This is a genomic window from Anaerococcus obesiensis (assembly GCF_016599815.1).
In the GTDB taxonomy this organism is placed as follows: Bacteria; Bacillota; Clostridia; order Tissierellales; family Peptoniphilaceae; genus Anaerococcus; species Anaerococcus vaginalis.
Map to the genome: position 1 here is coordinate 107,313 of NZ_CP067016.1, position 16,996 is coordinate 124,308.

The 16,996-nt window shown below is 28.9% G+C and carries 18 protein-coding genes and 1 pseudogene; 3 read left to right on the forward strand and 16 right to left on the reverse strand.

Translation table 11 applies throughout. The features are described from left to right. Positions 1-2: 2 nt before the first annotated feature. From pheS to I6H46_RS00575, 6 genes and pseudogenes are all read right to left on the reverse strand, one after another. Positions 3-1,024: pseudogene (gene pheS / locus I6H46_RS00550) on the reverse strand (phenylalanine--tRNA ligase subunit alpha). Positions 1,025-1,241: 217 nt separating this feature from the next. Further along, positions 1,242-1,973 carry a TrmH family RNA methyltransferase gene (locus I6H46_RS00555; RefSeq protein ID WP_019118311.1) on the reverse strand — a complete coding sequence of 244 codons (732 nt, stop codon included), beginning with the start codon at positions 1,971-1,973 and terminating at the stop codon, positions 1,242-1,244. Continuing rightward, positions 1,973-2,326 carry a 50S ribosomal protein L20 gene (gene rplT, locus I6H46_RS00560; protein WP_004839183.1) on the reverse strand — a complete coding sequence of 118 codons (354 nt, stop codon included), beginning with the start codon at positions 2,324-2,326 and terminating at the stop codon, positions 1,973-1,975. Before rplT ends, I6H46_RS00555 begins: the two co-directional genes overlap by 1 nt. 12 nt (positions 2,327-2,338) lie before the next feature. Further along, positions 2,339-2,539: a 50S ribosomal protein L35 gene (gene rpmI / locus I6H46_RS00565; RefSeq protein ID WP_004839184.1), complete on the reverse strand. Its 201-nt coding sequence runs from the start codon at positions 2,537-2,539 to the stop codon at positions 2,339-2,341. Between the two features lie 9 nt (positions 2,540-2,548). Then, positions 2,549-3,103, reverse strand: coding sequence for a translation initiation factor IF-3 (gene infC / locus I6H46_RS00570; RefSeq protein ID WP_019118312.1), 555 nt, complete (start codon positions 3,101-3,103; stop codon positions 2,549-2,551). A gap of 209 nt (positions 3,104-3,312) precedes the next feature. Beyond that, positions 3,313-4,689 (reverse strand): NAD(P)/FAD-dependent oxidoreductase, encoded by a 1,377-nt coding sequence (locus I6H46_RS00575; RefSeq protein WP_019118313.1) that lies wholly within the window; start codon positions 4,687-4,689, stop codon positions 3,313-3,315. 151 nt (positions 4,690-4,840) lie between these two features. Here I6H46_RS00575 and I6H46_RS00580 point away from each other — a divergent pair, with 151 nt between their 5' ends. Beyond that, a complete protein-coding gene (locus tag I6H46_RS00580; RefSeq protein ID WP_070604854.1) occupies positions 4,841-5,482 on the forward strand; it encodes an SdpI family protein in 642 nt (213 codons plus the stop codon). Positions 5,483-5,642: 160 nt separating this feature from the next. Then, positions 5,643-7,385 carry a hypothetical protein gene (locus tag I6H46_RS00585; RefSeq protein ID WP_019118316.1) on the forward strand — a complete coding sequence of 581 codons (1,743 nt, stop codon included), beginning with the start codon at positions 5,643-5,645 and terminating at the stop codon, positions 7,383-7,385. Positions 7,386-7,445: 60 nt separating this feature from the next. Here I6H46_RS00585 and I6H46_RS00590 read toward each other — a convergent pair whose 3' ends face one another. After that, entirely contained in the window at positions 7,446-8,687 is a 1,242-nt protein-coding gene (locus I6H46_RS00590) for an aminotransferase class I/II-fold pyridoxal phosphate-dependent enzyme (protein WP_200225900.1), read from the reverse strand. A 123-nt stretch (positions 8,688-8,810) separates the two neighbouring features. Here I6H46_RS00590 and msrB point away from each other — a divergent pair, with 123 nt between their 5' ends. Next, on the forward strand, positions 8,811-9,248 hold the full coding sequence (gene msrB / locus I6H46_RS00595; RefSeq protein WP_004839190.1) for a peptide-methionine (R)-S-oxide reductase MsrB: 438 nt from the start codon (positions 8,811-8,813) through the stop codon (positions 9,246-9,248). 99 nt (positions 9,249-9,347) lie between these two features. Here the strand turns inward: msrB and I6H46_RS00600 are convergent, their stop codons facing one another. The 9 genes from I6H46_RS00600 to I6H46_RS00635 form a co-directional block, all read right to left on the reverse strand. Further along, positions 9,348-10,460: a uroporphyrinogen decarboxylase family protein gene (locus I6H46_RS00600; protein WP_234287369.1), complete on the reverse strand. Its 1,113-nt coding sequence runs from the start codon at positions 10,458-10,460 to the stop codon at positions 9,348-9,350. An 11-nt stretch (positions 10,461-10,471) separates the two neighbouring features. Next, positions 10,472-11,587, reverse strand: coding sequence for a uroporphyrinogen decarboxylase family protein (locus I6H46_RS00605; RefSeq protein ID WP_019118320.1), 1,116 nt, complete (start codon positions 11,585-11,587; stop codon positions 10,472-10,474). Between the two features lie 9 nt (positions 11,588-11,596). Further along, on the reverse strand, positions 11,597-12,109 hold the full coding sequence (locus tag I6H46_RS00610; protein ID WP_200225902.1) for a hypothetical protein: 513 nt from the start codon (positions 12,107-12,109) through the stop codon (positions 11,597-11,599). After that, positions 12,110-12,535 carry a DUF4430 domain-containing protein gene (locus tag I6H46_RS00615; protein WP_019118323.1) on the reverse strand — a complete coding sequence of 142 codons (426 nt, stop codon included), beginning with the start codon at positions 12,533-12,535 and terminating at the stop codon, positions 12,110-12,112. It abuts the gene before it with no gap. Positions 12,536-12,545: 10 nt separating this feature from the next. Next, positions 12,546-12,935, reverse strand: coding sequence for an ASKHA domain-containing protein (locus I6H46_RS10175; RefSeq protein WP_325100616.1), 390 nt, complete (start codon positions 12,933-12,935; stop codon positions 12,546-12,548). A 52-nt stretch (positions 12,936-12,987) separates the two neighbouring features. Continuing rightward, complete coding sequence (locus I6H46_RS00620; protein WP_267907444.1) at positions 12,988-14,115, reverse strand: ASKHA domain-containing protein; 1,128 nt, start codon at positions 14,113-14,115, stop codon at positions 12,988-12,990. Further along, positions 14,105-14,761, reverse strand: a complete 657-nt coding sequence (locus I6H46_RS00625) for a corrinoid protein (protein WP_019118325.1) — start codon at positions 14,759-14,761, stop codon at positions 14,105-14,107. The genes I6H46_RS00620 and I6H46_RS00625 overlap by 11 nt, the downstream gene beginning before the upstream one ends. Then, positions 14,762-15,535, reverse strand: coding sequence for a uroporphyrinogen decarboxylase family protein (locus tag I6H46_RS00630; RefSeq protein WP_019118326.1), 774 nt, complete (start codon positions 15,533-15,535; stop codon positions 14,762-14,764). It abuts the gene before it with no gap. 282 nt (positions 15,536-15,817) lie between these two features. Then, entirely contained in the window at positions 15,818-16,993 is a 1,176-nt protein-coding gene (locus I6H46_RS00635) for an NAD(P)-dependent malic enzyme (RefSeq protein WP_019118327.1), read from the reverse strand. Between the last annotated feature and the right edge of the window lie 3 nt (positions 16,994-16,996).

The following is a 16,996-nucleotide window of genomic DNA, read 5'->3' on the forward strand; positions in this document are numbered from 1 at the left end:
TCCTAGAATTGCTCAATAAATCTTTTGTCATTATCAAATAGTAATCTAATATCATCTAGTCCGTACTTAACCATGGCAATTCTATCAACACCAAGACCAAAGGCAAAACCAGTATATTTTTCACTATCAATTCCACAATTTTCTAATACATTTGGATGAACCATTCCGCCACCCAAAAGTTCCATTGACCAACCAGTATTTGAACAAGCAGGACATCCCTTGCCACCACAAATTGGACAAGTTACGTCAACTTCAAGAGATGGTTCTGTAAATGGAAAATGATGAGGACGATAACGCATTTTCATTTGGTCACCAAACATTTCTTTTATAAAAGTTTCAAGAGTTGCTTTTAAATTTGCAAGTGATACATTCTCATCAACAACTAAGCATTCCAATTGATGAAACATTGGAGAGTGAGTTGCATCTACTTCATCATTTCTAAAAACTCTTCCAGCTGAAACCATTTTTATTGGAAGTTTTCCCTCATTCATAACACGAATTTGCATACTTGATGTGTGAGGACGAAGAAGTGTATTTTCATTTATATAAAAAGTGTCAGAAAGTGATCTTGATGGGTGATTTTTTGGAGAATTTAAATCATCAAAAACATTTTTTACCGTATCAATTTCTGGTCCTTCAACAACGTCAAAGCCCATATTTTGAAAAATTTCTTCAAGCTCTGCCATTGTTTGATTTATAACTGAAAAATGTCCACTAGAATAAAGGTCGAAATTTGCAGTTACATCAATTTTTTCTTCTTTAATTTTTTTATCTAAAAGAATTTTTTTAATTTCTTCTTTTCTTTTTCTAATTTTTCTTCAACTTCTTTTGATATTTCATTTATTAACTTACCAGCCATTGGCTTTTCTTCATTTGGCAATTTTGAAATATTTTTCTTTAATGAAGTTATTTCACCTTTTTTACCAAGATATTTGACTCTTAAATCGTCAAGAGCTTTTAAGTCTTCACTTTTTTCAATTGCCTCAGTCGCTTCTTCAACCAAGGCCTCTAATTTTTCTTTCATTTTTTCTCCTTTAATTTTTGGTACAAAAAAACTGCCCTGTAAAAGGACAGACTTATCTGCGGTACCACCTAATTTGATTGTAATAATCCACTCAATAATTATAACGCATTACCGTCTCAACTACTTAATTCGTATCAAAGCTAGGCGGGGAATTACTATACCGTTACAAGGTGGCCTCTCATCATCTACCACTTGCTTTGCTTGGATAGTATAGCTTTTATCCGCTTTGGCTAAAATTATTCATCAATATTGATGCAGCAATTGCCGCATTTAATGATTCGATTTTTCCATCCATTTTTATGGATACAAAATCATTTGATAAATCTTTTAAAGATTTACTAATTCCATTAGCCTCGTTTCCTATTGCTAATATTATTTTATCACAAGATTTGTAATAATCTACTGATTTTCCATTCATATCTGCCAAAACCAGTTTGTAATTTTTATCTAACAATTTTTTTAAATCATTTATTTCAAATTCGATAAAATTTAACCTAAATAGAGAACCCATACTTGCTCTAATTGTTTTTTCATTGTATATATCTACACAAGAATTTAATAAAATTATATCCTTAAAAGAAAATGCCTCGGCACTTCTTATAATCGTGCCAAGATTTCCTGGATCTTGTATATGGTCTAAAAGTAAAATTTTATCAGAAGAAATTTCTTTTTGATTTTTTATTTTCAAACAAGCTGAAACACCTTCAGGATTTTCAAGTAAAGATAGCTTATCAAATAATTTATTTGAAAAAACTATCTTTTTAAAATTAGTTTCATAATCTTTCATATCTTCATTTACAAAAACAAATTCACATTCAAAGTCTTTTGGAATTTGTTCTACAATTTTTATTGATTCGACTACGAAAGAATTAAACTTTTTCCTGTATTTCTTCTTTTTTAATTTATTTAAATACTTATATTTTTCGTTAGATTCTGATTTTATTATCATTAAGCTGCTTGGTTAGCTAATTCTACTAATTTTGTAAATTCTTCTGGATTTGATACAGCAATTTCTGCAAGCATTTTTCTATTAATATCTATATTTGCTTTTTTAAGATTTCCCATTAATTTAGAATAGCTTGTTCCATTTGCTCTTGCTGCTGCATTTATTCTTGCAATCCATAATTTTCTAAAATCTCTTTTTCTTCTTTTTCTTCCAATGAATGCATATTGTAAAGATTTCATTACTGCTTGATTTGCAGTTTTGAAAAGTAATGATTTTGAACCGTAGTAACCTTTAGCTTGTTTAAGAACTTTTTTATGTCTTTTTTTAGCGTTTAATGCTCTTTTTACTCTTGCCATTGTTTCCTCCTATTAGATATTTAATAATCTTTTGATATTTTTTGTATCGCCTTTAGATGCCATTGTAGATTTTCTTAATCTTCTTTTTCTTGCTGGTGTTTTTTTAGCTGTAAGGTGTCCCTTATAAGCTTTGTGTCTTTTTATTTTTCCACTGCCTGTAACTTTAAATCTTTTTGCAGCTGCTCTTTTTGTTTTGATTTTGTTCTTAGCCATATTTGCCTCCTATTTTTCTTCTGTCTTTGGTGAAATGAATAGTACAAGTGATCTTCCTTCCATTGCTGGTTTCTTATCAACTTGTGCACAATCTCCAACAAATTCCATAAATTTATCTAATACATCATAGCCTAAGTTTTTATGACCCAATTCTCTACCTTTAAATCTTAATGAGACTTTTACCTTGTCTCCGTTGTTAAGAAATTTCTTTGTTTGATTAGCCTTGGTTGCTAGGTCATGATCTTCGATATTTAAGCTAAATCTTGTTTCTTTTGTTTGAGTTGTTTTTTGTTTTTTCTTATTTTCTTTAGCTTTTTTTTCTTGGTCGTATTTAAACTTCCCATAATCCATAATTCTTGCAACTGGTGGCTTAGCATTTGGTGACATTAATACTAGATCCAATTGTTTATCATAAGCCATATCCAAAGCTTCATCTTTTGATACAACTCCAATTTGTGATCCGTCTTCGTCTATAAGTCTAAGCTTATTGTCTCTAATTTCGTCATTAATTTTTAAATCTTTTATAATGTTACCTCCAAAATATTCAAATAAAAAAATGGGCACTCAAAGTACCCATATAAAATACAAAATATAATTAGAAAATTATTCTAACAAGAGATTGTAACCTGAAAACAAATTGTCGGCAGGTGAGTTGTGGGTACTTCTTTAACTCTCTTTTGTTATGATACAAGAATTTATATTTTTTGTCAAATATTTTTATTTGAAAATTTAATTTTAAAAATCAAAATTTTTTAAATCAAAATTTAAAATTATTAAGCTCTTTCATTTAAAATTCTTGCCATTTCAACTCCTGATGCTGAAGCTTGTGATAGGGAATGTGTTACTCCTGATCCATCGCCTAGACAAAATAGATTTTTTTGGCTTGTTTCAAATTCTTCATTAACTTCTACAACTGAATTATAAAATTTAACTTCTATTCCATATAAAAGTGTATCGTCGTTTGCCATTCCCGGAGCAATTTTATCAAGAGCATAAATCATTTCTATTATGTCATCTAATTGTCTTTTTGGCATAACTAATGACAAATCTCCAGCTGTTGCATTTAAGGTTGGTCTTAGGAAAGATTTTTTCATTCTTCTTTCTGATGATCTTCTTCCCTTTACAAGATCTCCAAATCTTTGCATCAATACTCCGCCACCTAGCATATTTGAAACTCTTGCTATTGATTCGCCATATTCATTTGAATCTTTAAATGGTTCTGTAAATTTATTTGTAACCAAAAGAGCAAAATTTGTATTTTCTGTTCTAAGTTCTGGGTTTGCATAAGAGTGACCGTTCACAGTCATAATTCCATTTGTATTTTCTGTTACAACTTCTCCATAAGGATTCATACAAAATGTTCTTACAAGATCGTTATATTGTTTTGTTTGATAAACAATTTTTGCTTCATAAACTTTATCTGTGATGTGTTTAAAAACTTCTGCTGGAACTTCTACACGAACTCCAATATCAACCCTATTTTTTTTCATTTCTACATCAAATTCTTGGCAAGTATCTGAAATCCATTTTGAACCAGATCTTCCTGCAGCAAGAACTAAATATTTACATTTTATTATTTCATTCTTGTCAGTTTTTACAAAATAATATCCATCTTCAAAATCTACACTTATAACTTTTGTCATAAATTCAAAATCTACAGTATCTTTTACATAATCGTATATTTTTTGTAAAATTTCTCTGTTTCTTTCTGTACCAAAATGACGAACTTTTGCTGTTAATAAATGCAAATCATTTTTTAGACATTCACTTTTTAATCCTGTATTTTCTGTTGAATAAAGTGTAGCATCTCCCTTATCAAAATCCATAAGAACAGAATCTACATATTCCATTAATTTAAGAGCCTTATCTTCTCCAATATAATTATGTAAATCTCCACCAAAATTGGTTGTTATATTATATTTTCCATCTGATAAAGTTCCTGCTCCTCCAAATCCATACATTATATTGCAAGGATTGCATCCTATACAAGAATTAACTTTTCCCTCTGATATAGGACATTTTCTAGCTTTTACTTTTCTTCCTGCATCTATTACACAAACTTTTTTTTCTGAATTTAATTTAGTAAATTCGTAGGCCATAAAAGATCCGCTAGCGCCGCTGCCTACTACAACAACATCATATTCTTTCATAATATTCCTTTCTTGTTTCGCATACATAGTTATTATAGCATTTAAAAATAAAAAACAAAATAATTTTATTTTTAAATTTTTAAACTTATATACTTTTGCAAGTAAATTTAATATAATGATATTAATTAAAGTAGAAAGGTAGGTGGATTTTTTGAAAGAAAATAAAAAAAATTTAATTTTTGCAACGATTATTTTTATTTTATCTATAATAATAGCAATTATTTTTTATGATAGGCTTCCAGTAAGAATTCCAATTCATTATGATTTGTATGCAGATTCTAATTTTTATACAAATAAAACTAATGCTTTGTTGTTTGTGATTACTTTTATGATTTTGCTTTATATAGCATTTTTTCTTATCATTAGCCTTGATCCAAAATCTGACAAACACGACAAAAATTATAAGCACATTTTTTTATTATTTATACCAATTTTAAATTTTCTTATCGTAAGTTTGACTGTTTGGAAAACTTTTAATGATAATATTGATGTTGGCAGAATTTTACTTGGACTTTTTTCTTTGCTTGTAGCAATTAGCGGAATTTTTATGCCAAAAATAAAAAGAAATTATACCATGGGATTTAGGACATCTTGGGCTATGGAAGATGATTTAGTGTGGAAAAAAACTCAAAAATTTGCAGGGATTTTATTTTTCTTTAGCGGAATTATTTCACTTACATCCTTATCATTTTCTTTAAATATTTGCTTTTATATTTTTATAGCTAGTCTAATAATTTCAACTTTATTTTCCTTTATTTATTCTTATTATATTTATAGGAAAATAAAAAAATAAATTTGTAATTTTAAAATGAGATTTTTTGTAAGAACTTATTAAATGATTTTGATGAATGTTCTTATAAAGAATCTTTTTTTCTTGTTTTAGATGGGGATTTGATATATAATTAATAAAAATTATTAATAAAAATAGAAAAGAGTAAAGAAAGAGAGATAAAATGAGCAAAGAATTTTCGATTACAGGCAACAAAGCCATATTAAATTTATCCGAACAATTTTTTAATGATGTAAATGAACTTTTAAATAGTGAATCCTTTCTTGATTTGACAAAATGTTTTATAAATTATCACAAAAAGGATTCGACAAGAGTATATGCTTATATTGAACAGTTTTTTATAAATTCATCTGTCGATTCTCTTGCAAGAGAGCTAACTGATATTTTAAAACTTTTAACAGTAATGAATATTGATGAAGTTTCATCAAAAATTAATAAATATCACAATTTAAATAAGGAAAAAGATGGCTTACTAAAAATAGTTGAGGAATTTTATAATTATTGGAGAAATCTTGAAAGATATTCAATAATAAAACAAAATGAAAATTCAAGAGGAGTTGGAGTTGTAAATTTTGTTGAAATAAATGAAAAATTAAAAAATATGATTCTTCAAGCCTACAGGCGAATTGAAATGTCAATTCTTGGAGAATGGCCAAAGGTTTATAGGCAAGTCCCAGCTGCTGCCGATGCGTCTATTATGATTAGGCAATTTAATAAAAATTATCCAGAAATTTATAAAGATTTAAATAAAATTCCATTTATAACTCAAGTTATGATTGAAACTCCTTATATAACTTATACAAAATCAAACAAGAGAGATGGGGTTTTTGAAGAAGTTTATGAAAATCCAATTTTAAATACAAATATAAATTATCCACACTTTTTCTGTTATCCAGCAAAAGTTGGCGATAATTTAATTTTTATATATTTTCATAGAGATTTATTAACACATGGGGTTTCTGCATCAAACCTTTTCGAATTAGCTGACGTTAAAGAAATCGAAGAAAAAACGCCAGATGCAATTTATATTTATGGACCAAAAGATCAAGGCGAAAGAAAAAATTCTTTTTACTATGATAAGGAAAATAAATTATATGTAGGCTACATTGCTTACTCTGATAAAATTGATTATTTTGGTTATTTGAAAAAAATGGTCCTTACATTAAATAACGTAATAAATATTAAAAAAGAATATTTGCCAATTCATGGTGCAGGACTTTCTGTAGTTTTGCAAAATAATAAAACTGTAAATATTGTAATTCTTGGCGATAGCGGAGCAGGAAAAAGCGAATCAATAGAAGCTTTCAGATCACTTGCCAAAGATTATATAAAAGAAATGACAATAGTCTTTGACGATATGGGTTCATTTAGAATTCAAAATAATAAAGTTTATGCTTATGGAACAGAAATTGGAGCCTTTGTAAGACTTGATGACCTTGATGCAGGTTACGCCTTTAAACAAATCGACAGGTCAATTTTTATGAATCCTGACAAAGTAAATTCAAGATTAATAATGCCAGTTGCATCTTTTGATGAAATAAATTTAGGATATGAAGTTGATTTTTTCCTATACGCTGACAATTATTCAGCAGTTCTTGACGGATGTGATTCAATAGAAATTTTTGATAAAAAAGAAGAAGCCCTAAGAGTTTTCAAAAGAGGTGCAAGACTTGCCAAAGGAACAACAACCGAAACAGGACTTGTTCAAACATATTTTGCAAATCCATTTGGCCCAGTTCAAAAAAGAGAAGAATGTGACAAATTACTAGATAAATATTTTGATAACTTATTTGAAAATAAAGTAAAAGTAGGAACAATAAAAACCCAACTAGGACTTAACAACATGCAATTTGAAGGCCCAAGATCCGCAGCCATTGAGCTTTTTGAATTAATTAAAAATATGTAAAAAAATAGACCATCGTGGTCTATTTTTTTTGCATAAATCATTATATTTTTTTAAACTTTTTTAATTATTTATCTCATCTATCACTTCTTTTATAATCTTTGGAGAAATTTTGCATTTTTCTTCGCTTACTGCACATACTGCAAATCTTAATCCTTCTTTGTTTGCAACTATATACATATCTTTTTCTTTTAATTTTTCTGCGATTTTTTTAGAATTCTTGCAAGGTATTGATATGAAAAATCCTCCAAAATATGGAAGGGTAACAAGTCCTACTTTTTTTGAATTTTCTGTGAAGGCTTTGGCTCTTTTTTCAAGCATTATTCTGTAAAATTCTAATTCTTTTTCGTAGGATTTTTTCTTTTTTTCATCCTTTTCTAAATCTACCAATATATTCATTCCTGCATGAGTTATGTTTGACCAAATTGCCCTGTTTGAGTGTTTCATTGAATCAAAAACTTGATTTGCAATTTCTTCATTTGACGAAACAATTATACAAGCTCCTGACCTTAGTCCATAAGCTGTGTAAGATTTACTCATTGAATAGGCAACTGTTGTGATAATATTTTCTGGTAAATCTCCAAATTTTTGGAAAAATTTCTTTTGCCTTCCATCTCCTGCAAATTCAATGTAGGCTACATCTAATAAAATCGCAATATATTTCCCATCATCTGCTCTATCTTTTATAATTTCTAAAATTTTATCCCACATAGAATCTTCAATTGAAAATCCTGTTGGATTATTTGCAGGCGAATTAAAAACGCACACTACCCTATCTTTTTTTTCTAAAGAAAAATCCAAGGCTTTTGTAAATTCTTTTAAATTAAATTCAAAATTTTCATCCAAAAATTCATAATTTAAAAATTCTCTATTGTATTCTTCGCACATTGTGGCGTAAGCTGGCCAATACCAATTTGGACAAATTACATAATCGCCCACACCTGATAGAGTCCAAATCGTATGTCTTACTGCTCCACTTCCCCCAGCTGTTGCAACTGATTTTATAAATCCATTTGGTTTATAAGCTCCAAAACATTTTTCAATTACTAGATCCAAAAATTCTTTGTCGCCTTCTATTGCTCCATAGCTTGCTATATCTTTTTTGTCCATATTTTTTAAAGTATCATAAACGCTATCAAAGGCAATAATATTTCCATCATCATCGATTAAAGTTCCCAAAGTGGAATTTATAATTTTATCTTTTCCTTTTTTTGCTATTGCTTTTTTACACTCTCCGCTAATTTTAAAAATTGCATCTTCAAGTCTAGGCCATTTCGCATGGTCTGCTATAATATTTTTCCCCATAATTTATCTCCATTTTTCATTATTATTGAAAATATTGTATCACTAATTAATTCATTTTAAAAGTAAATTAAAATTATTGCCTAAATTATTATAAATTAGTAAAATATTTGTAAGGAGGATATTATGGATGAGAAAATAAAAAAAGATAAACTTAATAAGATTTCTAAATTATCTTATGAGGTTACTCAAAAATCTTACACAGAAAAACCTTTTTCTAGTATCTACAATGATTTTTATAAGGATGGAATTTATGTAGATATAATTAGCGGAGAGGTTTTATTTTCATCTTTAGATAAGTTTGATTCTGGTTGTGGCTGGCCTTCTTTTACAAAGCCACTAGAAAATAATATAAAAGAAAATGAGGACTTATCTCATGGAATGATAAGAACAGAAGTAAAATCCAAAAATGCAAATTCACACCTAGGTCACGTTTTTCCTGACGGACCAAAAGAAAAAGGCGGACTAAGATATTGCATAAACGGCGCAAGCCTTAGATTTATTCCAAAAAAGAAATTAAAAGAAGAAGGATACGAAAAATATCTGGATTTATTTGAAAATTAAAAATAAATTTTCAAATAAAAATTTTTTATATTTTTGATAGACAAAAAAAATGAGCCTTAAATTTTTGTTAGAAATTTTTGGCTCATTTTTATAATTTTTTTATTCATTTATAGCTTGTGGCATTTCTCCTAATTTTGCATTTTTGCCGTATTTATTTATTGCATAAATAAAGGCATCCAAATTTTCTATTGGAGTTTTTACTGGAGAACCACAACCGGTTGCTGCTATATATCCACATTTTGCGTCAGCTGCTTTTTTTATGCAAGTTTTTACTGATTCTATTACATCATCAACCTTCCCATATCTCATTACTTCTACTGGAGGAATATTTCCTACAACAATTAATTTATCTTCAATTTCTTTTTTACATTCTTCTAAGTCTTCACAATTATCAACTGAGAAAAAATCTATATCCAAGTCCTTAAAATATTTCCATTGTTTTTTTGTATGACCGCAAATATGTAAATTTGCTTTTATTCCATTTAATTCGTAATATGCGCTCAATTGTTTTTTCAAATATGGCATAGAAAATTCTTCAACTTGCTTTGGACTTAAAATATCATCGCAACCAACTGGATCTACAACCATGACACTTGTTGGACCAAATTCTTTTTTGAAAGCTTTCGCCCATTTCATATTTGCTTCAAAACAAAAATCTAATAATTCTTTTACTCCTTGAGGATTTTTTCTCAAATCTCTCAAAAGTTTTTCAATTGGTCTAATGGCGGCGGCTGTTGTTATTGGCCCTGGAATTTCTGTTTCTATTGCCATATTTGGAAATCTTTCTTTTTGGATTCTTGCTCTTTCTAATTTTGGAGCCAAAACTTCATTTGTATAAGGATCTGGCAAATCAATTAAATTCATATCAAGCTTATCATCCATTACAAATTCTTCAATGTAATCAATGTCATCTTCTGGAAAAACTAATTTTGAACCAACAGCATGGCCCATAGTCCTAAGGCTTAATTCTTCGGTTAATCCCACAATTTTATATTTATCGTATTTGTATTGGACAATATCTGATAATTTGTCCACATCCTCCATATCACTAATTGTATAATTTAGATGATTTGCAATAATCCTATTTGTACTCATAATTGCAAATGGAATGTGATCAACTCTTTCTCCACTCAAATATTTAGATATTCTTTCTGATGAAGTAATTTCTGGTTTATAATTTTTCATCTCTTCTTTAAGTTCTTCTTTGTTCATAAATCCTCCCATTAATCTTCCCACACAGCTTGTGGAATTTCTCCGATTTTTGCATCTTCTCCATATTTTTGAACTGCATAGACAAAGGCATCCAAATTTTCCTTTGGAGTTTTTGCAGGTGTTGCACAACCAGTTGCACAAATAAAGCCCATTTTATTATCTGCACCTTTTTTTATACAAGATTTTACAGAATTTATTACATCATCCACGCTACCATTTCTCATCACATCAACTGGCGGAACATTTCCCATCAAAGATAATTTATCTTGAATTATTTCCTTACATTCACTAAGGTCATGACAATTATCAACACTAAATGATCCAATTTGTAATTTTTTCAGATTTTCCCATTGCCTTTTTGTGTGACCGCAAATATGAAGATTTGCCTTTATATTATTAACTTTATAAATCCTGTCAGTCAATTCTTTTAAATATGGAAAGGAAAATTCCTTTACTTGTTTTGGGCTTAAAATATCGTCACATGAAACTGGATCTGCAATCATCACTCCCACATCTCCAAATTCTTTATTAAAAACTTCAATCCATTTCATATTTGCTTCCAGAACAAAATCCAACAAGTCCTTTACTCCTTGGGGATTTTTTCTCAAATCTCTCAAAAGTTTTTCAATTGGCCTAAGGGCTGAAAGAACAGTCATTGGTCCTGCTACAAAAGTAGAAATTTTATGGTCTGGGAAATTTTCTTTTAGCCTTCTTGCATTATCAATTTTTCTTTTTAAAAATTTATTTTTGTAGGGATCTGGCATTTCTAATAAACTCATATCAATTTTATCTTCTAACAAATATTTTTCGACATGGTCTATATCATTTTCTGGAAAAATTCCACTTGAACCAAGGGCATAGCCCATTGCCCTAAGATTTAAACCTTCAGAAATTCCATAAACTTTATATTCTTGGCATCTTTTTTTAATAATTTCTATTAAATTTTCAATTTGGTCAGTTTCTTTTAATGTGTATCCCAAATTCATTCCATAAGCCATATCAAGACTCATTAGATTAAATGGCAAGTGGTCAACTCGCTCTCCTTTAAAATAGGCTTTTAATCTTTCGTCTGAAGTCATTTCTGGTTTATAATTTGAAATTTCTTTTTGAAGTTTTATTTTATCCATCATCTCTCCTTAATTTTTAAAATGCTTTTCTCCTGTAATATATTTTTCAAGCCTAAAGATAAGAAAAATATATATTACTATATTTCCTACCATATGGTTTATATCAAAAGGAATTGAACCAGCATAAAGTCCTAAAAAAGTAAATTTATTTCCATCTACCAAAAAAACTTGCATCAAAGTTATCAAAAATCCATATATAAAACCAGAAATCCCTAGAGCAATTGCCTTATTTATTTTTGTTTTTTTAATTTTTATTTTATTAAATAAAATATAATTTGAAATTCCCAAAATTCCAAAATCCAAAACTTGAAATATAACCCAATAACCAAAACCTAGAAAAAAACTTGTTATGATCATAGTAGTCGCATTTACAATCAAAGATTCGTCAAGCTTTCCATTTATTGCAAGAATTAAAATTATATCTGAAAGAATTTGGACATTTGGGATTAATTTCAAATATATCCTTGTGATTACGCAAATTGCGCAAAGACCTGCAAGCCTTGTAAGTTTTTTTGTATCCATCTACATTTGTTCAAATCTAAATTCTATTTGGTCATTTTCTTTTGGAAGGTAATCGCCTATTCCAACTTCAGCCATTTCTCCATTTACATAATACATCCAATATTGGCTTTTTTCTTTGTCTTGTTTTATTCCTTCAAGTTCTGTCATCATTCCATCTTCAAATTTTGCCTTGTGATTTTCTTCAAGGTATTTTTGAAGACCATCCTTATCAATTTTTCCGTCTTCTTTTAAAATTTCTTTGTCATTTACTGTATCTTTAATTAAAATACTTACGTTTGTGACCTCTTCTTTTTCGTTAGACTCAATACTCACTACACTTGTTTGATTTGAATTATTAGAATTTTTTTCTTCATTTTTATTTGCACATGAAGTAAGAGTTAAAGTTGTTAGGGTAATAACGGTTAATAATTTTTTGTAATTTTTCATTTTTTTCTCCTTAAAATTGCATTGCTTTCGCAAATTTTCTTTCATAATTTTCACTTGTTGCAAGGTCTAGATAAGTAATATTTTGGGATAGCTCTTCCATTTTTCTAATTATATTTTCATTCATCAATGCCATATAGGCTCCGATTAGGGAAGAATTTCCAACATATCTTATCTTTTCTTCTACTTTTTTTGGCAAGATTCCAACTTCTGTCAAGTCTTCTTTTTTTAGATGACTTCCAAAGCCACCAGCAATTATTACAGAATTTAAATCTTCAATTTCTATATTTTCTTTTTCAAGAAGAATCAAAAATCCTGATAAAATTGCCCCTTTTGCAAGTTGAACCTGCCTAATATCTTTTTGGCTGATATAAATATTTTCCTTCGAATCAAGAATTATTATTCTTTTTTATTTTCATCTTCTCTTATAAAATTTTTCCTATAATCATCTTTTTCTAATTTTCTGGATCTAAAATCCTTCCTCTTTTATTTACAAAATCTTTTTCAATGATTTGAGATACTAAACTTAAAAGTCCACTCCCACAAATCCCTCTGGGCTTTTTCTTATATATTGTAGAAAAATTTATATTTTCATCTTGAATTTTTACCGAATCAATTGCCCCGCTTTCTGCTCGCATGCCACAAGAAATATTCATCCCCTCAAGGGCAGGTCCTGCTGCAGTTGACGTTGCATAAAGTTTATCCTTTGTTTTTAAAACTATTTCTCCATTTGTTCCAATGTCGATAAAAAGTGTATTTTTTTGATTTTTTAAATCTGTCAAAAATATTCCCGCCACAACATCACTTCCCACAAAGGCCGAAATATTTGGAAGGGTATAAACTTTTGCTGGAATATTAAGACCAAGATCTTTGGAATTAATTTTTAAAGAATTTAAAAATTTCGCCTTATAGGGAAATTTCCCCAAAGATTTTGCGTCAACGCCAACTAGCATGTGAAGCATGGTAGTATTTGCCCCAATTACAAGTTTTTTAATTTGACTTCTTTCAATTTCGTTTTTATTTACAAGCTCATCAATCAAATTATTTATACTTATTATGATTTCATCTTGAAGTAAATTTTTGCCATTCTCATTTTCATATTCAAAACTAATTCTTGTCATGACATCAAGGCCATATTTTACCTGAGAATTTATGGATGAGATTTTATCGATTATTTTTCCATTTGATAAATCAACTAAGTACATAGCAAGACTTGTAGTCCCAATGTCAAGGGCAAGACCAAAACCTTTATCAAATTTCATTTCAAAATCAGGAATTTCTCCATAATCTAAAATTTTAAAATCTAAATCATTGTTTATAGTTTTAATTCTAAGGTCAGATTTTGGAAAAGTAAGACAAGCTAGTCGAATCCCTGAATTTATCTCATCATCGCTTAACAAAGATTTTTCTAAAGATGTGATTGGATTAAGACTTCCCTTTAAAATTTTAATTTTACATTTTCCACAAGTCCCCTTGCCGTTACAAAAATTATCGATTTTTATATTATTTGCAAGTAGACTTTCTAGGATATTTTTTCCTTTTGAATCAATAATTTTATTCAAATTTTCAATTTCAATTTTCATGATTTTTAATTAAACTTTTTGCAACTTTTACCGCCTCATTTGCATTTTCACTGTAGGCATCAGCACCAATATCTTTTGCAAAACTTTCAGAAACCGGACCGCCACCAACCATTACAATAAATTGGTCGCGAATATTTCTTTCATTTAAAATATCAATTACTTTTTTCATATTTTCCATTGTTGTAGTCATTAAAGTTGACATCATAATAAATTGAGCATCATTTTTGATTGCCTCATCAACAAATTTTTCACAAGGAACATCCTTTCCCAAATCAATCATATTAAAACCGTTGACTTCAAGCATCAATTTCACAAGGTTTTTCCCAATATCATGAGTATCTCCCTCAACAACTCCAATTACAGCTGTGGCAAGATTATTTTCTCCGTAGCTTTCAATTTTTTCTTTCAAAACATCAATGCCGTTATACATTGCATCTGAACAAATTAATAAGTCTGAAATAAAATATTCTTCCTCTTCAAAAAGTCTTCCAACCTCATTCATGCCCTTAATTAATCCATTAAAAATTGCATCTTCTGGATCATAATCTTCATTTAAATACTCACGGCATAAATCTCCGATTTCTTCATCTTCCATTTCAACAACCATTTCTGCCATTTTATCAAGATATTCTTTTTGACTAGTCATCTATTCCTCCTTCAAAATTATTTTATTTACACTTTTAAATTTTTTATCTGCCAAATTCAAACACCTATCTCCAAGAAATGTCTTATTTTCATACAAAATATCTATATATTTTTTAGGACTTTCATATTCAATAGGAGAAAAATCCGCCTTTTCTAAATCAACAAGGATAAGGCTTGATTTTGGACAAAGATGAAAGGTAAAGGGATTTTCTTTTTGCAAAATTCTTATTTCTTTTAAAAATTTAAGCAAAAAATCATCCACATAATTTCCTACTTCTCTTGGTCCAAATAATTTTATATCCAAAATGCTTTCAGCAAAACTAAAAATTGTAATTCCCATCTCTTGCATCTTCTTAATATATTCAAGATAAATTTCAATAAATTCATCGTAGAGAAAATTTAAATTTTCCCTATTTTTTCTCATAGCCCTCATAACCTTATCTATTCCCAAAAGATTATCCAAAATAGCAAGAGGCCCTCTCATTTCTATTACAGTTTTTTTATCATCAATAATTTCTATGGCTTTAACCATTGCCTTGTATTCTTCTTTTTCATAATCCATTTCAAGTTTTACATCTTGAATTTTTTCAAAAATCGGATTTGCCTTGATTCCATTTTCAAATTCAACTCCCAAACAAAGAGAAATCATAGGAAGAAGAGGCAAGGAAATAAATTTTTCTCCACAAGCATAATCTGCCATTTTATTTGGATTTAATAAAATGTCATAGCTAATAGGATTTTGTGGATTGTCGATACATTTATAAGATCTAATCATAAACTCCCTCTCCAAAATCTGCACAAATTATTAAAAACAAAAAAATTAATGACTAAAATAGTTTCAAAATTTGATTTTAACTAAAATAATCATTAATCACATACTACATATCCAATTTAAAATTTAGATATTATTTATATTAATTTATCATTTAGGAAAACATTTGTCAAGTTGATGGCTTTAAATTCATTTTTTAAAAATAAATTTTCACAAAAAAATTCTCCCTCTTAATTTTAATAGGGAGAATTTAATTTATTTTCACTTAAAATATTTAATTATTTTTTATTTTTGAGAAATTCCTTCTTCTTTTGCACATTTTGCTACAGCTTCTGCAACAACATCAGCAACTCCTAAATCAAATGCTGATGGTATTACGTAATCTTCTGAAATTTTTTCATCAGGAATTAAACTTGCTATAGCTTTAGCTGCTGCAACTTTCATTTTTTCTGTAATTTTTGTTGCATGAACTGACAAAGCTCCTTTAAAAAGTCCAGGGAAAGCTAGAACATTATTAACTTGATTTGGATAATCGCTTCTTCCTGTTCCAACAACTCTTGCTCCTGCTTCTTTTGCATCTTCATAAGTAATTTCTGGATCTGGATTTGCCATAGCTAAAACTATTGGATCACGTCTCATAGATTTTACCATTTCCTTACTTACTTTATTTGGTACAGAAACTCCTACAAAAATATCAGCGTCTGCCATCGCTTCTTCTAATGTTAAATTTTTATTTTCTTTGTTTGTTTCTTTAGCAAGTTTGTTGTATAAATCTTTTGAATATTTTTCGTCTTCTCTTAAAATTCCTCTAGAATTAAAAGCATAAATATCATTAATTCCAAAATCATTTAACATTCTTACAATTGATGATCCAGCAGCACCTACTCCAGAGATGACTACATTACATTCTTCTGGTTTTTTATTTACAAGTTTTAAAGAATTAATTAAAGCTGCAATTGTAACTATTGCTGTTCCATGTTGGTCGTCGTGAAAAACCGGAATATCTAATTCTTCTTTTAATCTTGTTTCAATTTCTATACATCTTGGAGATGAAATATCTTCAAGATTTACTCCGCCAAAAGTTGGAGAAACTTGTTTTACAAATTTTATAATTTCTTCCGTATCTGTTGTATCAATTACAAGTGGAACTGCATTAAGTCCTCCAAATTTTTTAAACAAACAAGCCTTACCTTCCATTACAGGAAGTGCTGCTTTGGGCCCAATATTTCCAAGTCCCAACACAGCTGTTCCATCAGAAATAACTGCAATTGTATTTGCTTTTCCAGTATAAACGTAAGCATCGTCTTCATTTTCGTGAATTTTTTTACAAGGTTCAGCAACTCCTGGAGAATATACTAAAGATAAATCATCTTTGTTTTCCAATTTTGTTTTTAATTCTGTTGAAATTTTTCCTTGAATCTCTTTGTGTAAGTCAAGTGCTTTTTCTTTTAGATTTTCCATTAT

Bases quoted from the DNA above. Each gene is read 5' to 3' on its own strand.
- I6H46_RS00555 (WP_019118311.1), bottom strand. From the start codon at position 1,973: ATGATAATAAAATCAGAATCTAACGAAAAATATAAGTATTTAAATAAA.
- rplT (WP_004839183.1), bottom strand. From the start codon at position 2,326: ATGGCAAGAGTAAAAAGAGCATTAAACGCTAAAAAAAGACATAAAAAA.
- rpmI (WP_004839184.1), bottom strand. From the start codon at position 2,539: ATGGCTAAGAACAAAATCAAAACAAAAAGAGCAGCTGCAAAAAGATTT.
- I6H46_RS00575 (WP_019118313.1), bottom strand. From the start codon at position 4,689: ATGAAAGAATATGATGTTGTTGTAGTAGGCAGCGGCGCTAGCGGATCT.
- I6H46_RS00585 (WP_019118316.1), top strand. From the start codon at position 5,643: ATGAGCAAAGAATTTTCGATTACAGGCAACAAAGCCATATTAAATTTA.
- I6H46_RS00590 (WP_200225900.1), bottom strand. From the start codon at position 8,687: ATGGGGAAAAATATTATAGCAGACCATGCGAAATGGCCTAGACTTGAA.
- msrB (WP_004839190.1), top strand. From the start codon at position 8,811: ATGGATGAGAAAATAAAAAAAGATAAACTTAATAAGATTTCTAAATTA.
- I6H46_RS00600 (WP_234287369.1), bottom strand. From the start codon at position 10,460: ATGAACAAAGAAGAACTTAAAGAAGAGATGAAAAATTATAAACCAGAA.
- I6H46_RS00605 (WP_019118320.1), bottom strand. From the start codon at position 11,587: ATGGATAAAATAAAACTTCAAAAAGAAATTTCAAATTATAAACCAGAA.
- I6H46_RS00610 (WP_200225902.1), bottom strand. From the start codon at position 12,109: ATGGATACAAAAAAACTTACAAGGCTTGCAGGTCTTTGCGCAATTTGC.
- I6H46_RS00615 (WP_019118323.1), bottom strand. From the start codon at position 12,535: ATGAAAAATTACAAAAAATTATTAACCGTTATTACCCTAACAACTTTA.
- I6H46_RS00620 (WP_267907444.1), bottom strand. From the start codon at position 14,115: ATGAAAATTGAAATTGAAAATTTGAATAAAATTATTGATTCAAAAGGA.
- I6H46_RS00625 (WP_019118325.1), bottom strand. From the start codon at position 14,761: ATGACTAGTCAAAAAGAATATCTTGATAAAATGGCAGAAATGGTTGTT.
- I6H46_RS00630 (WP_019118326.1), bottom strand. From the start codon at position 15,535: ATGATTAGATCTTATAAATGTATCGACAATCCACAAAATCCTATTAGC.
- I6H46_RS00635 (WP_019118327.1), bottom strand. From the start codon at position 16,993: ATGGAAAATCTAAAAGAAAAAGCACTTGACTTACACAAAGAGATTCAA.